Origin of the sequence: Microbacterium sp. As-52 (assembly GCF_049949185.1) — a bacterium.
Lineage (GTDB): Bacteria > Actinomycetota > Actinomycetes > Actinomycetales > Microbacteriaceae > Microbacterium > Microbacterium maritypicum_A.
This window is the reverse complement of sequence record NZ_CP188171.1, coordinates 3,864,164-3,878,391: the sequence shown is the minus strand read 5'-3', so window position 1 is coordinate 3,878,391 and position 14,228 is coordinate 3,864,164. Positions and strand designations below refer to the sequence as shown.

Here is a 14,228-nt window from a genome sequence, read left to right as displayed (position 1 = left end):
ATGCCCCTGCCGAACGACCCGTCCCGTCCCGATGGCGCGTCATCCGCAGACTGGCGTTCGATCCTCGGAGCGCCGCGCGAAGATGCGGTGACGCAGCTCGCGCTCGGGGTCGAGCTCCGCGTGCGCGACGGTCGCGGAGCGAACCCCTGGGCCTCCCGCCCGCAGCGGACCGCTACTGCGCGCGACGTCGCCAAGCGCACGGGGGAGATCCTGCTCGGCATCCGTCCGCTCGAGAAGAGCGCGGCGACCGGTGCCTGGGTGCAGGGTGCGGCAACCTGGGACGCGGTGAGACGTTCCCCGACGCAGTACGGACGCGACCGCTCCCGATGGTTCGCCGATCTGCTCAGCATCGCGCGCGACACGCTGCTGTCCGGCACGGCGGGCGACTGGCTGGTCGCCGATCTGATCGAGTCCGGCCTGCTGTGGGGGCATCTGCGCGCGGCGGCCGACGTCGACGTCCCGCTGATCGCCACGCAGAAGAGCACGACCGTCGTTCTCGCTGATCGCGCCACGATCGGCGCGACGGTCGGCCGTGACGACGCGGGCGGACTCCTCGTGCGCCCTGACATCACGATCGACGGCCGCGATGCAGACCCCGCCGACGTGCAGACGATCGGGCACAGAGGGCTCTACGAGGTCGCTCAACACGGCACGAAGCTGCGCGTGACGCTCGCCGAGGCACCGATCGCCGAGCCGGTGCACGCACTGCTCGCCGCAAGGACGGGGCTCGAGGTGCCCGCGCGTGACGAAGCCGCGTTCTTCCGTGACGCCTACCCGCTGCTTGCCCGGCGGGTCGAGGTGCGTCCGGTCGGTCGCGTCGAGCTGCCGGTGCTGCCCGCACCCCGACCGGTGCTCGAACTGTCGTTCCTGCGCGGCGACACGGTGAAGTACACGTTCGAATGGGACTATCGCGGGTTCGGGCGCGTCCCGTTCGCTCCCGGAGGAGACGCCGTGCGCGACGCGGTCGCGGAGGAGATGCTCCGAGACGCGCTCCAGGCCGTCTGGATGGAGCAGCTGGGCGAAGAACTCACTTCGGCGGGTTCCTTCCACGACGTCGCCGCCGCCGAGTTCGTCACTCGCATGGTGCCGGCGCTCGAGGCAGAGGGCGTCATGGTCTCCGTATCCGGTCGTCGCAAGAGCTATCACGAGCTCACGGGCGAGCCGCAGATCACCGTATCCACCGTCGAGAGCAGCGACCCCGACTGGTTCGACCTGGGAGTCCTGGTAAAGATCGACGGGCGCACCATCCCGTTCGAACCGCTGTTCACGGCGCTCAGCAAGGGCCGCAAGAAGCTCCTCCTCGTGGATGGCAGCTACTTCTCCCTGAACCATCGAGCGCTCGATCGTCTCCGGGAGCTGATCGACGAGTCCGGCGAGCTCGAAGAATGGGAGACCGGCCCGCGGATCAGCCGCTACCAGACCGATCTCTGGGAGGAGTTCGAGGATCTCGCTGATGAGGCGGTTCCCGCGGTCACGTGGCGCGCGACCGCCGACGGCCTGCGCACAGCCACCTCCGTGCCTGCGGTGTCGATGCCGTCGGGCATCACCGCCGCGCTCCGGCCGTACCAGAAGGAGGGCCTGGACTGGCTCGCCTTCCTGTGGAGTCATCGTCTGGGCGGTATCCTCGCCGACGACATGGGGCTCGGAAAGACGCTCCAGCTCCTGGCTCTCATCGCGCATGCCCGAGAGACGGGGGAGCAGCGGCCGTTCCTCGTGGTCGTCCCGACGTCGGTGCTCGCCACCTGGCGGAGCGAGGCCGAGCGCTTCGCGCCTGCGCTCCGGGTGCTGCTCCGGGGGAGCACACAGGGTCGCTCGCTCGATGACAGCATCGGCGACGCCGATCTCGTCATCACGACCTACGCGGTCGCCCGTCTTGACGAGGCCGAGTACGCCCGTGTCGAGTGGGCGGGACTCATCCTCGACGAGGCGCAGTTCGTGAAGAACCCGGCGACCAAGCTGCATCGTGCTGTGGCCTCGTTCCGTGCGGACGTGACGTTCGCGGTCACCGGCACCCCGATGGAGAACAGCCTCAGCGAGCTGTGGGCGCTGCTGAAGCTCACCGCTCCCGGCCTGTTCGCCTCTGCGCGGAAGTTCCGCGAACACTACATCCAGCCGATCGAGCAGGGAAAGGTCCCGGAGAACGAGGAGGGCGGCGCCTATCGGCAGCGACGCCTCGAGCAGCTGCGGCGGCGCATCCGGCCCCTGCTGCTGCGACGGACGAAGGAGCTCGTGGCCCCCGACCTCCCGGCGAAGCAGGAGCAGATCCTCGAGGTCGAGCTCAGCTCGTCTCATCGCGCGCTCTACGACGTGGTCCTGCAGCGCGAACGGCAGAAGGTTCTCGGACTGCTGGAAGACCTCGATCGCAACCGCTTCATTGTCTTCCGCTCGCTCACACTGATGCGCATGCTCAGCCTGGCCCCCGGGCTCATCGACCCCGAAGATGCGAAGATCGGTTCGCGCAAGCTCGACGTGCTGATCGAGCGGGTGATCGAGCTCCAGGCGGAGGGCCATCGGGCGCTCGTGTTCAGCCAGTTCACCTCGTTCCTCGATCTGGCCGCGGCGCGCCTCGATGCCGCCGGCATTCCTTATGCGCATCTCGACGGGTCGACACGTCACCGGCAGAAGGTCGTCGAGAGCTTCACCTCGGGGGAGCAGCCGGCGTTCCTCATCAGTCTGAAGGCCGGCGGCTTCGGCCTCACGTTGACCGAGGCCGATTACGTCTTCCTGCTCGATCCGTGGTGGAACCCCGCAGCCGAGGCGCAGGCCGTCGATCGCACACACCGCATCGGTCAGGACAGCCAGGTGTTCGTGTATCGCATGATCTCCACCGGCACGATCGAGGAGAAGGTGCTCGACCTGCAACGCCGCAAGGCCCGGCTGTTCACCGCCGTGCTCGACGACGAGGCGCTGTTCGCGCAATCGCTCTCCGCCGACGACATCCGCGGGCTGTTCGAGGGCTGACCGGAATACTCACGGCCCGGTCGACCGGGCGTTCAGGGAGCCGTCGGTACAATCGAACGGTTCACTTTCGGGAGGAATGCAATGCGGATCACGGGACTCGGCCACGCCGGGATGTTCATCGAGACGGTCGGCGGGAACATCATCTGCGACCCGGTCCTCGGACCCTCGTTCTACGGATCCTGGTTCCCGTTCCCCGACAACCGAGGCCTGGACTGGGAGCGTTTCGGGCGTGAAGCCGATTTCCTCTGGATCTCGCACCGGCACCGCGACCACTTCGACCCGCGGCTCCTCGAACGCTACATCCGCAAGGACATCGAGGTGCTGCTTCCGGAGTACCCGACCGATGACCTCGAGAAGGACATCCGGGCCCTCGGCTACACGAACATCACGTACGCCCCGGCCGGGCAGGTGATCCAGCGCGGCGAGCTCAAGATGATGATCACCCCGCTGCGAGCCCCCAGCGACGGTCCGATCGGCGACTCCTCGCTGAGCGTCGACGACGGCACCGGCTCGATGCTGAACCAGAACGACTCCCACCCGCTCGATCTCGAGAAGCTGCTCGATTTCGGCAAGCCCGACGCGTACTTCACCCAGGTGTCCGGCGCGATCTGGTGGCCCATGGTCTACGACCTGCCTCTCGATGCCAAGCAGAACTTCGCCCGTCTCAAGCGCGAAGCGCAGAACAAGCGCGCCATGTACTACATCGAGAAGGTCGACGCTCCGCACGTCTTCCCGATGGCGGGCCCGCCCATGTTCCTGCGTGACGACCTGTTCGACTTCAACGGTCTCGGTAAGAACGGCGAGTCGATCTTCACCGACCAGAAGCAGTTCCTCGCGCACATGAAGGAGCTGGCACCGCAGTACGACGGTCAGCTCTTCATCCCCGGCACGGTCGTCTCGGTCGAGGACGGATCGGTCACGAGCGAGCAGACGCTCTACACCGAGGCCGAGATCTCGCACATCTTCGACGAGAAGTGGGACTACCTCGAGGAGCAGCGGGCGAGTCGACAGCAGGAGATCCGCGACGAGGAGGCTTCTCGTGCCGCGATCATCCCGCCCGCCGAGATGCTCGAGGCGATCAAGAACTGGTGGGAGCCGCTGCTGAAGAAGTCCCGCACGATCCGACTCGGCGTCGGCGGGTGCGTGCGCTTCCGCATCGGCGAGCTCGACATGGTGGTCGACTTCCCCCGCGCGAAGGTCCGGGAGTACGCCGGGGAGGAGTGCATCTACTGGTACACCATCCCCGCAGACCTGGTCTCGACGAACATCGTCGATCACGAGATCGACTGGTCGAACTCGATCTTCCTCTCGATGCAGTTCTCCGTGGGGCGCAGCGGCAAGTTCAACGAGTTCCTCACCACGTTCCTCAAGTGCCTCTCCGTGGATCGGATCGAGTACGTCGAGAACTGGTACCAGGAGCAGACCGACCAGACCGAGGATGCCGAGATCGGCGACTGGGTCGTGCAGCGCCGGTGCCCGCACCTGCGTGCCGACCTCACCCGCACGGGCACGGTCGACGAAGACGGCATCCTCACGTGCAGCATGCACGACTGGAAGTGGGACCTGAAGACGGGGCGCTGTCTGTCGACCGCCGGTCACCCGATCCGTTCCTCCAAGATCGATGAGGTCACCGACCCCGTGCTGCAGGAGGCCAGCTGATCCGCCGGAGTCCCCGCGCTCCGATAGACTGACATCACAAGCAACCTTTAACACCGTCCTGTGAGGCGGAGAAGGGAGCGGCCGATGAGCATGCGCACCGTGCTGCACGAAGCCGACATCTCACGAGCGCTGACCCGTATCGCGCACGAGATCCTCGAGTCCAATCGAGGAGCCGAGAATCTGGTCCTGCTGGGCATCCCGACCCGCGGTGTGACCCTCGCCCATCGCCTCGGGCTGCTGATCAGCGAGATCGCGCAGCAGTCCGTCCCGGTCGGCGCTCTCGACGTCACGCTCTTCCGCGACGACCTCGCCCAGCACCCGACACGCTCCCCGCAACCCACCGAGATCCCGGTCGGCGGCATCGACGGCAAGACCGTCGTGCTCATCGACGATGTGCTCTTCTCCGGTCGCAGCATCCGGGCAGCGTTGGACGCGATCCAGTCGATCGGGCGCCCCTCGGTCGTGCGCCTCGCGATCCTCGTCGACCGCGGGCACCGTGAGCTCCCGATCCGTCCCGATTTCGTCGGCAAGAACATCCCCTCCGCCCGCACCGAGCGGGTCAACGTGCGCCTCTTCGAGAACGACGGCGCGGAGGAGGTGACGATCGGCGAATGAGACACCTCCTCGACACCCGCACCCTCGACAGGGCCACCGCCCTGCGCATCCTCGACGTCGCCGAAGACATGTCCGACACGCAGTCGCGTGAGGTCAAGAAGCTTCCGACGCTGCGTGGCAAGACCGTCGTGAACCTCTTCTTCGAGGATTCGACGCGCACGCGCATCTCGTTCGAGGCGGCCGCCAAACGCCTCTCCGCCGATGTGATCAACTTCGCGGCGAAGGGATCCAGCGTCTCCAAGGGCGAGAGCCTGAAGGACACGGCGCAGACCCTGGAGGCGATCGGTGCTGACGCGGTCGTGGTCCGGCACCCGGGTTCCGGCGCGCCGCAGACGCTCGCCACCAGCGGTTGGATCTCGGCCGGTGTCGTGAACGCCGGCGACGGCACCCACGAGCACCCGACACAGGCGCTGCTCGACGCCTTCACGATCCGCAAGCGCCGGTTCGGCGCCGACAGTCGCGGTCGTGACCTGAGCGGTCTGCGCGTGGTGATCGTCGGTGACGTGCTGCACTCTCGGGTCGCGCGCTCCAACGTCTGGCTGCTCACCACGCTCGGCGCCGATGTCACGCTCGTCTCGCCGCCCACGCTGGTTCCGCAGAACGTGTCGCTCTGGCCGGTGCGGGTCGTCTACGACCTCGATGAGGCGTTGGCGGAAGAGCCGGACGCCGTGATGATGCTGCGCATCCAGCTGGAACGGATGAATGCGGCGTATTTCCCGACTGAGCGGGAGTATTCCCGTCGCTGGGGCCTGGACGCACGGCGTGTGGCCGGTCTTCCGGCAGGTAGCATTGTCATGCACCCCGGACCCATGAACCGGGGACTGGAGATCTCCTCGGAAGCTGCCGATTCCCCCCGCTCGACGGTGCTGGAACAGGTCACGAACGGGGTATCCGTCCGCATGGCGGTGCTGTACCTGCTGTTGGCAGGAGAACGAGACGACGAACGAGGGGGAGACCTGTGAGCGAGACCCTCGTCATCACCGGTGCACGACTGCTCGGTGCCGAGAGCGCCGACATCATCATCGAGGACGGCCGGATCGCCGAGATCGGGAGCGGACGGCAGCGTTCGGGCGCTCGGGTCATCGACGCAGCGGGTCTCGTCGCCCTGCCCGGACTGGTCGACCTGCACACGCATCTGCGCGAGCCCGGCTACGAAGCGTCCGAGACGATCCTCACCGGAACGCGCGCCGCCGCGGCCGGAGGTTTCACCGCCGTCTTCGCGATGCCCAACACCTCGCCGGTCGCCGACACCGCTGGTGTCGTGGAGCAGGAGCTCGCGCTCGGTGAAGCGGCGGGCTACGCCACGGTGCAGCCCATCGGCGCCGTCACCGTCGGGCAGAAGGGCGAGCGGCTCGCCGAGCTGGGCGCGATGGCCACCTCCCGCGCGCAGGTCCGTGTCTTCAGCGACGACGGCTTCTGCGTGTTCGACCCGCTCATCATGCGTCGCGCGCTGGAATACGTGAAGTCGTTCGGCGGCGTGATCGCCCAGCATGCGCAGGACCCCCGCCTCACGGAGGGCGCGCAGATGAACGAGGGCACGGTGTCGGCCGAGCTGGGCCTCGCCGGCTGGCCCGCGGTCGCCGAGGAGTCGATCATCGCCCGCGACGTGCTGCTGGCCGAGCACGTCGGCTCGCGACTGCACGTGTGCCATCTCTCGACCGCGGGCTCGGTGGACATCATCCGCTGGGCCAAGAAGCGCGGCATCGACGTCACGGCCGAGGTCACCCCTCACCACCTCCTTCTGACCGACGAACTCGTGCGCGGGTACGACGCGCGCTACAAGGTCAATCCTCCGCTGCGTCGCGAAGAGGATGTGCTCGCGGTGCGCGAGGGTCTCGCCGACGGAACCATCGATATCGTCGCGACCGATCATGCCCCGCATCCCAGCGAGCACAAGGCCTGCGAGTGGCAGGCAGCGGCGAACGGCATGGTGGGTCTCGAGAGCGCGCTGCGCGTCGTGCACCAGTCGATGGTGCAGACCGGCCTGCTCGACTGGGCCGACATCGCGCGTGTGATGAGCGCGGCACCCGCTCGCATCGGACGTCTCTCCGGACACGGCACGCCGCTCGAAGTCGGACAGCCGGCACAGCTCACGCTGTACGACGCCGCGGTCGACGGTGTCTTCACGGAGGCCGACCTCCACGGCCGGAGCGTGAACTCGCCGTACCTCGGCCGCGCGCTTCCCGGACGAGTGGAGTACACGATCCACGGCGGCGTGCTCACGGTCGACGGCGGCAGCGTCGTCGAGGAGCTCCGCGCATGAGCGCTCGGGACCTCGCCGTCGCGATCACGATCGCCGTCGCGCTCCTGGTGCTGCTGGTGATGCTTCTCGCCTGGCGACGACGAGTCCGCCGCGATTCCGTGTTCACGGCCCCGCTGGGTGTGCCTGAGCACGCGGAGGTCGCCCGCCGCGACGAGGTGCTGTACGTGTCGACGACACGGCACGAGCAGCCGCTCGAGCGTCTCGCGGTGTCACCTCTCGCGTACCGGGCCCGCGGCGAGCTCGCGCTCACGGATCGCGGCATCGCCCTCTGCCTCGACGGTACCCCGACGGTCTTCCTCGCGAACGACCGGCTCGTCGCCGTCGACCGCGCTACGGTCACCATCGACCGCGTCGTGGAGCCCGGCGGCCTCGTGCGCATCGCCTGGAACATCGACGACGACACCATCGTCGACAGCTACCTGCGCCTCGCCACCGGCGATCCCCAGAACCTCATCTCCGACCTGCAGCGGCTCGTCCCCGCCGCCCCCGACACAGGAGCACAGTCATGACACTCTCGACAACCTCCGGGCAGGCCCCCGCGGCCTCGCTTCCCGATCCCGCCGTCCTCGTCCTGGAAGACGGCACACGTCACATCGGACGCGCCTACGGCGCCCGCGGCCGCACCCTCGGCGAGGTCGTCTTCGCGACCGGCATGTCCGGATACCAGGAGACGATCACCGATCCGTCCTACGCGGGCCAGATCGTCCTGCAGACGGCGCCGCACATCGGCAACACGGGCATGAATGACGAAGACGCCGAATCACGTCGCATCTGGGTCGCCGGCTACATCGTGCGTGACCCCTCCCGCGTCGTGTCGAACTGGCGCGCGAACGCCTCGCTCGACGACGTGCTCGTCGAAGACGGCGTCGTGGGGATCAGCGGTATCGACACCCGATCGATCACCCGCCACATCCGGTCGGCGGGCTCCATGCGCGGCGGGATCTTCTCCGGTGCCGATGCGGCGCTCGATGCCGAGGAGCAGGTGCGCATCGTCCGCGAAGCACCGGAGATGGCCGGGCGCAACCTGTCCGCCGAGGTCTCGGTCGACGTGGCCACCGTGACGACGGCGATGGGGGAGCGGATCGGAAACCTCGCCGTGCTCGACCTCGGTGTGAAGCAGGCGACGATCGACAACCTCGCCGCCCGCGGTTTCGAGGTGCACGTCCTTCCGCAGAACGTGACGATGGACGAGATCCGTGCGGTCGACCCGGTCGCCGTCTTCTACTCGAACGGCCCCGGAGACCCCGCGGCCTCCGGCGACCATGTCGAGCTGCTGCGTGCGGTGCTCGATGACGGGCTGCCGTTCTTCGGGATCTGCTTCGGCAACCAGCTCCTCGGTCGTGCGCTGGGCCTCGGCACCTACAAGCTGCCGTTCGGTCACCGCGGCATCAACCAGCCGGTGCTGGACAAGCAGACCGGCAAGGTCGAGATCACCGCGCACAACCACGGTTTCGCGGTCGAGGCTCCGATCGAGGGCACCTTCGACAGCCCGAACGGCTACGGCAAGGTCGAGGTCAGCCACGTCGGCCTCAACGACAACGTCGTCGAGGGGCTTCGCGCCCTCGACATCCCGGCATTCTCGGTGCAGTACCACCCCGAGGCGGCGGCCGGCCCCCACGACGCCAACTACCTCTTCGACAGGTTCCGCGACCTGGTCATCGCAAGCCAGAAGGACTCCAAGTAATGCCCAAGCGCGACGACATCAACTCCGTCCTCGTCATCGGCTCCGGCCCGATCGTCATCGGTCAGGCCTGCGAGTTCGACTATTCCGGCACCCAGGCGTGCCGTGTGCTGCGCGAGGAGGGAGTCCGGGTCATCCTGGTCAACTCCAACCCGGCGACCATCATGACCGATCCCGACTTCGCCGACGCGACGTACATCGAGCCGATCACCTGGCAGGTCATCGAGACGATCATCGCGAAGGAGCGTCCTGACGCGATCCTGCCCACACTGGGTGGTCAGACCGCGCTGAACGCGGCGATCGAGCTGCACAACCACGGCATCCTCGAGAAGTACGACGTCGAGCTGATCGGCGCCAACTTCGAGGCGATCAACAAGGGCGAGGACCGCCAGATCTTCAAGCAGCTGGTGCTCGACGCCGGTGCCGACGTGGCGGACTCCCGCATCGCGCACACCATGGACGAAGTGCTGGCGGCTGCCGACGAGCTGGGCTACCCGATGGTGGTCCGCCCGAGCTTCACGATGGGGGGCCTGGGGTCGGGCTTCGCCTACGACGAGGAAGACCTGCGCCGCATCGCCGGCGCCGGTCTGCGAGACTCGCCGACCACCGAGGTGCTCCTGGAGGAGTCCATCCTCGGCTGGAAGGAGTACGAGCTCGAGCTCATGCGCGACACGGCCGACAACACGGTCGTCGTCTGCTCCATCGAGAACGTCGACCCGGTCGGCGTGCACACGGGCGACTCGATCACGGTCGCCCCGGCGCTCACCCTCACCGACCGCGAGTACCAGAAGATGCGTGACATCGGGATCGACATCATCCGCGCCGTCGGCGTCGACACCGGAGGCTGCAACATCCAGTTCGCGGTCGACCCGACGAACGGCCGCATCATCGTGATCGAGATGAACCCGCGCGTCTCGCGATCCAGTGCCCTCGCCTCGAAGGCCACCGGATTCCCGATCGCGAAGCTCGCAGCCAAGCTCGCGCTCGGCTACCGCCTCGACGAGATCCCGAACGACATCACGGGCGTGACGCCGGCGAGCTTCGAGCCCACGCTCGACTATGTGGTCGTCAAGGTGCCGCGGTTCGCCTTCGAGAAGTTCCCGGCCGCCGACGCGACGCTGACCACGACCATGAAGTCGGTAGGCGAGGCCATGGCCATCGGCCGCAACTACGCGACCGCGCTGCAGAAGGCGCTCCGCTCGCTCGAGAAGCGCGGATCGAGCTTCCACTGGGGCGTGGAGAACCGCTCCGTCGAGGAGCTGCTCGAGATCTCGAAGATCCCCACCGACGGTCGGATCGTCACCCTGCAGCAGGCGCTGCGCAAGGGTGCGACCGTGGAGCAGGCCTTCGATGCGACGGCGATCGACCCGTGGTTCCTCGACCAGATCGTGCTGATCAACGAGGTCGCCGAGGTCGTGCGCCAGGCATCCGAACTGGATGCGGCGACGCTCCGCTACGCCAAGGAACACGGCTTCTCCGACGCACAGCTCGCCGAGCTCCGCGGAACCTCTGAGGCCGAGGTCCGCGGCGTGCGCCACGGTCTCGGCATCCGCCCGGTGTACAAGACGGTCGACACCTGCGCCGGCGAGTTCCCGGCTCTCACGCCGTACCACTACTCGAGCTACGACTTCGAGACCGAGGTCGAGCCGTCCGAACGCACCAAGGTCGTCATCATCGGATCGGGCCCGAACCGCATCGGGCAGGGCGTCGAGTTCGACTACTCGTGCGTGCACGCCTCGTTCGCGCTGTCCGATGCCGGCTTCGAGACCGTCATGGTCAACTGCAACCCGGAGACGGTCTCGACCGACTACGACACCTCCGACCGCCTGTACTTCGAGCCGCTCACGCTCGAAGACGTGCTGGAGGTGCTCGATGCGGAGGCCGCGAGCGGCACCATCCTCGGTGTCGTCTGTCAGCTCGGCGGTCAGACCCCCCTGGGACTCGCGAAGGGCATCGAGGCCGCCGGCTACACGGTGCTCGGCACGAGCCCCGAGGCGATCGACCTCGCGGAGGAGCGCGAGCTCTTCTCGCGGCTGCTCGACGAGGCCGGTCTCGTCGCACCGCGCAACGGCACCGCGATCGACGTCGAGGGTGCCGTGCGCATCGCCGAGGAGATCGGGTACCCGGTGCTGGTGCGTCCGAGCTTCGTGCTCGGCGGACGCGGCATGGAGATCGTGTACGACACCGCGTCGCTGCGCGACTACTTCGTGCGCACCGCGGGCGAGGTCGTCATCGAGGAGGGCAAGCCCCTCCTGGTCGACCGCTTCCTCGACGACGCGATCGAGCTCGACGTCGATGCGCTCTACGATGGCACCGACCTGTACATCGGTGGCGTCATGGAGCACCTCGAAGAGGCCGGCATCCACTCCGGCGACTCCAGCTGCACGCTGCCGCCGGTATCGCTCGGCCGGACCGATGTCGACCGCGTGCGGGAGGCCACGCTGGCCATCGCCGAGGGCGTGGGCGTGCGCGGACTCCTGAACGTGCAGTTCGCCATCAGCGCCGGCGTGCTCTACGTGATCGAGGCCAACCCGCGCGCCAGCCGCACCGTGCCGTTCGTGTCGAAGGCACTCGGCATCCCGATGGCCAAGGCTGCGAGCCGCATCATGACGGGCTCGACGGTCGCCGAGCTGCGCGCCGAAGGGATGCTTCCCGAGCAGGACGGTTCGCGCGTTCCGCTCGACGCACCCGTGTCGGTCAAGGAGGCCGTGCTCCCGTTCAAGCGCTTCCGCACCGCCGACGGCAAGACCGTCGATTCCGTGCTCGGCCCGGAGATGCGTTCCACGGGTGAGGTCATGGGCATCGACCGCGACTTCCCGACCGCGTTCGCCAAGAGCCAGGCCGCGGCCTACGGCGGCATGCCCACCTCGGGAACCGTGTTCATCTCGGTGGCCGACTCGGACAAGCGCGCTGTCATCCTCCCCGCCCACCGTCTGCAGCAGCTCGGCTTCACGATCGTCGCGACGGAGGGCACCGCCGAGATCCTCTCGCGCAACGGCATCGCCGTCACGGTCGTCGAGAAGTACAGCGAGACGCAGGAGTCGGGAGCGAAGAACATCGTGGACCTCATCAACGAGGGCTCGATCGACATCGTCGTGAACACTCCGTCCGGTGGTGCCGCGCGAGCGGACGGCTACGAGATCCGCGCTGCCGCCGTCGCCGCCGACAAGGCGCTGTTCACCACGATGGCTGTGCTCGGCGCGGCCGTGAGCGGGATGGACGCGGCCCACGAGGGCTTCCAGGTCAAGAGCCTGCAGGAGTACGCGCTGGACCGGAAGGCGGCACTGTGAGCGAACGCTTCGGCGAACGCACACGGTCCGCGCTGAGTGCGCGGGGCCCGCTCTGCGTCGGCGTCGACCCCCACGCGGCACTGCTCGCTGCGTGGGGGCTGACCGACGACGCGCACGGTGTCCGTGAGTTCGGCCTCCGCACCGTCGAGGCGGCGGCCGGTCGGGTGGGCTTCGTGAAGCCTCAGGTGTCGTTCTTCGAGCGCTTCGGTTCCGCAGGCTTCGCAGCTCTCGAAGAGGTGCTCGCGGCGGCACGTGCCGCAGATCTGCTCGTGATCGCCGATGCGAAGCGTGGCGACATCGGATCGACCATGGACGACTACGCGAAGGCGTGGTTGACGCCGGGATCCTCGCTCGAAGCCGACGCGCTCACGGTGAATCCCTTCCTCGGCGTCGGTGCCCTCGACGGGTCCTTCGCCCTCGCCGAAGAGCACGGCAAGGGCGTGTTCGTGCTCGCCGCCACCAGCAACCCCGAGGCAGCGGGCATCCAGCGTTCGATCACTGCGAGCGATGAGACGGTGTCTGCCGCGATCATCGGGGAGGTCTCCGCACGCAATGCCGCAGCCTCGGGCGCAGGCGAGTGGGGGAGCTTCGGCTTCGTCGTCGGCGCGACCGTGGACTGGGCGGCCGCAGGCCTTTCGCCGTTCGGCCCGGTCGCCCCCATCCTCGCTCCGGGGTTCGGCGCGCAGGGCGCGACTCCCGCTGATCTCCGCCTTCGCTTCGGCTCGATGGCGGATGCCGTGATCGCGAGTGAGAGCCGCAGCATCCTCTCCGCCGGTCCCGCCGACCTGGCGACCGCCATCACCGCGCGTGCGGCCGAGTACTTGGAGGTGGCGCGTGCCTGACGCGCAGCGTACGGTTCCTGAGGTCGACAGGGCCGCGGCCGCCCGCCGTGCCGTGGAACGGCGCCGCGCCAGGGCATCGGTCAAACGCGACCTGACGATGCGCGTGGTGACCCCGCAGACCGTCCTGCACCGCGCGACGGCCGATGCCGACTCGGTGGAGGGGTCGATGCGCATCACCGACTTCCTGCTGGCGCTCCCCGCGATCGGTGCGGGCAAGCGTGACCGCGTGCTCGATGAGCTGCACATCTCCCCGGTCAAGCGTCTCGGCGGTCTCGGCGCGCGCCAGCGCCGGGTGCTGGAGGCCTGGCTCGATTCGCGCTTCCCGGTGCCGACCCCGCGCGACGCACGGAGCCGCCTGTTGGTGCTCGCCGGCCCCACCGCTGTGGGGAAGGGGACCGTCGCCGCGCATATCCGCGAGCACAACCCGGAGATCCACCTGTCGGTATCGGCCACGACCCGGCCGCCCCGCCCCGGTGAGATCGACGGCGTGCACTACTACTTCGTGGACGACGCCGAGTTCGACCGGCTGATCGCCGACGACGAGCTGCTCGAGTACGCCGTGGTGCACAACCGCTCCCGCTACGGCACGCCACGCGCGCCGATCGACGCCGCACTGGCCGAGGGCAAGACCGTGCTCCTCGAGATCGACCTCCAGGGCGCCCGTCAGGTGCGTCGTGCAGAGCCGTCGGCGACGCTGATATTCCTGCTGCCCCCGAGTTGGGATGAACTGGTGCATCGACTGGTCGGGCGAGGCACGGAAGACGCCGAGGAACGGGCCAGACGACTGCGCACCGCGAAGGTCGAACTCGCCGCCCAGAACGAGTTCGACCACCTCGTCGTGAACGAGGACGTCGCCACCGCGGCTCGCGAGGTCGTAGAATTGTCCACAAGCTCTGCGCGCTGAGCGTCTTCGCGCG

General features: G+C 68.1%; 10 protein-coding genes. All 10 read left to right on the top strand.

The annotated features are described in order from the left end of the window. Nucleotides 1-2,961, top strand: a complete 2,961-nt coding sequence (locus ACLFA2_RS18700; protein ID WP_426621792.1) for a DEAD/DEAH box helicase — start codon at nt 1-3, stop codon at nt 2,959-2,961. A gap of 81 nt (nt 2,962-3,042) precedes the next feature. Further along, nucleotides 3,043-4,620, top strand: coding sequence for a Rieske 2Fe-2S domain-containing protein (locus tag ACLFA2_RS18695; RefSeq protein WP_426621791.1), 1,578 nt, complete (start codon nt 3,043-3,045; stop codon nt 4,618-4,620). 84 nt (nt 4,621-4,704) lie between these two features. Beyond that, nucleotides 4,705-5,235 carry a bifunctional pyr operon transcriptional regulator/uracil phosphoribosyltransferase PyrR gene (pyrR, locus tag ACLFA2_RS18690; protein ID WP_021200615.1) on the top strand — a complete coding sequence of 177 codons (531 nt, stop codon included), beginning with the start codon at nt 4,705-4,707 and terminating at the stop codon, nt 5,233-5,235. Beyond that, nucleotides 5,232-6,197 (top strand): aspartate carbamoyltransferase catalytic subunit, encoded by a 966-nt coding sequence (locus ACLFA2_RS18685; protein ID WP_021200614.1) that lies wholly within the window; start codon nt 5,232-5,234, stop codon nt 6,195-6,197. The genes pyrR and ACLFA2_RS18685 overlap by 4 nt, the downstream gene beginning before the upstream one ends. Further along, nucleotides 6,194-7,498, top strand: a complete 1,305-nt coding sequence (locus ACLFA2_RS18680; RefSeq protein WP_426621790.1) for a dihydroorotase — start codon at nt 6,194-6,196, stop codon at nt 7,496-7,498. Before ACLFA2_RS18685 ends, ACLFA2_RS18680 begins: the two co-directional genes overlap by 4 nt. Then, nucleotides 7,495-8,007 carry a hypothetical protein gene (locus tag ACLFA2_RS18675; protein WP_021200612.1) on the top strand — a complete coding sequence of 171 codons (513 nt, stop codon included), beginning with the start codon at nt 7,495-7,497 and terminating at the stop codon, nt 8,005-8,007. Before ACLFA2_RS18680 ends, ACLFA2_RS18675 begins: the two co-directional genes overlap by 4 nt. Continuing rightward, the gene (carA, locus tag ACLFA2_RS18670) at nt 8,004-9,182 is read left to right on the top strand and encodes a glutamine-hydrolyzing carbamoyl-phosphate synthase small subunit (RefSeq protein WP_426621789.1); all 1,179 of its coding nucleotides are present in this window, start codon (nt 8,004-8,006) and stop codon (nt 9,180-9,182) included. The genes ACLFA2_RS18675 and carA overlap by 4 nt, the downstream gene beginning before the upstream one ends. Further along, nucleotides 9,182-12,469 (top strand): carbamoyl-phosphate synthase large subunit, encoded by a 3,288-nt coding sequence (carB, locus tag ACLFA2_RS18665; RefSeq protein ID WP_167254090.1) that lies wholly within the window; start codon nt 9,182-9,184, stop codon nt 12,467-12,469. The genes carA and carB overlap by 1 nt, the downstream gene beginning before the upstream one ends. Then, nucleotides 12,466-13,311: an orotidine-5'-phosphate decarboxylase gene (gene pyrF / locus ACLFA2_RS18660; protein ID WP_021200609.1), complete on the top strand. Its 846-nt coding sequence runs from the start codon at nt 12,466-12,468 to the stop codon at nt 13,309-13,311. The genes carB and pyrF overlap by 4 nt, the downstream gene beginning before the upstream one ends. Further along, nucleotides 13,304-14,215: a guanylate kinase gene (gmk, locus tag ACLFA2_RS18655; RefSeq protein WP_021200608.1), complete on the top strand. Its 912-nt coding sequence runs from the start codon at nt 13,304-13,306 to the stop codon at nt 14,213-14,215. Before pyrF ends, gmk begins: the two co-directional genes overlap by 8 nt. Nucleotides 14,216-14,228 lie beyond the last annotated feature (13 nt).

Excerpts from the sequence above, each read along its gene's own strand:
- ACLFA2_RS18685 (WP_021200614.1), top strand. The coding sequence starts at position 5,232 with ATGAGACACCTCCTCGACACCCGCACCCTCGACAGGGCCACCGCCCTG.
- carA (WP_426621789.1), top strand. The coding sequence starts at position 8,004 with ATGACACTCTCGACAACCTCCGGGCAGGCCCCCGCGGCCTCGCTTCCC.
- ACLFA2_RS18695 (WP_426621791.1), top strand. The coding sequence starts at position 3,043 with ATGCGGATCACGGGACTCGGCCACGCCGGGATGTTCATCGAGACGGTC.
- pyrR (WP_021200615.1), top strand. The coding sequence starts at position 4,705 with ATGAGCATGCGCACCGTGCTGCACGAAGCCGACATCTCACGAGCGCTG.
- carB (WP_167254090.1), top strand. The coding sequence starts at position 9,182 with ATGCCCAAGCGCGACGACATCAACTCCGTCCTCGTCATCGGCTCCGGC.
- ACLFA2_RS18675 (WP_021200612.1), top strand. The coding sequence starts at position 7,495 with ATGAGCGCTCGGGACCTCGCCGTCGCGATCACGATCGCCGTCGCGCTC.
- ACLFA2_RS18700 (WP_426621792.1), top strand. The coding sequence starts at position 1 with ATGCCCCTGCCGAACGACCCGTCCCGTCCCGATGGCGCGTCATCCGCA.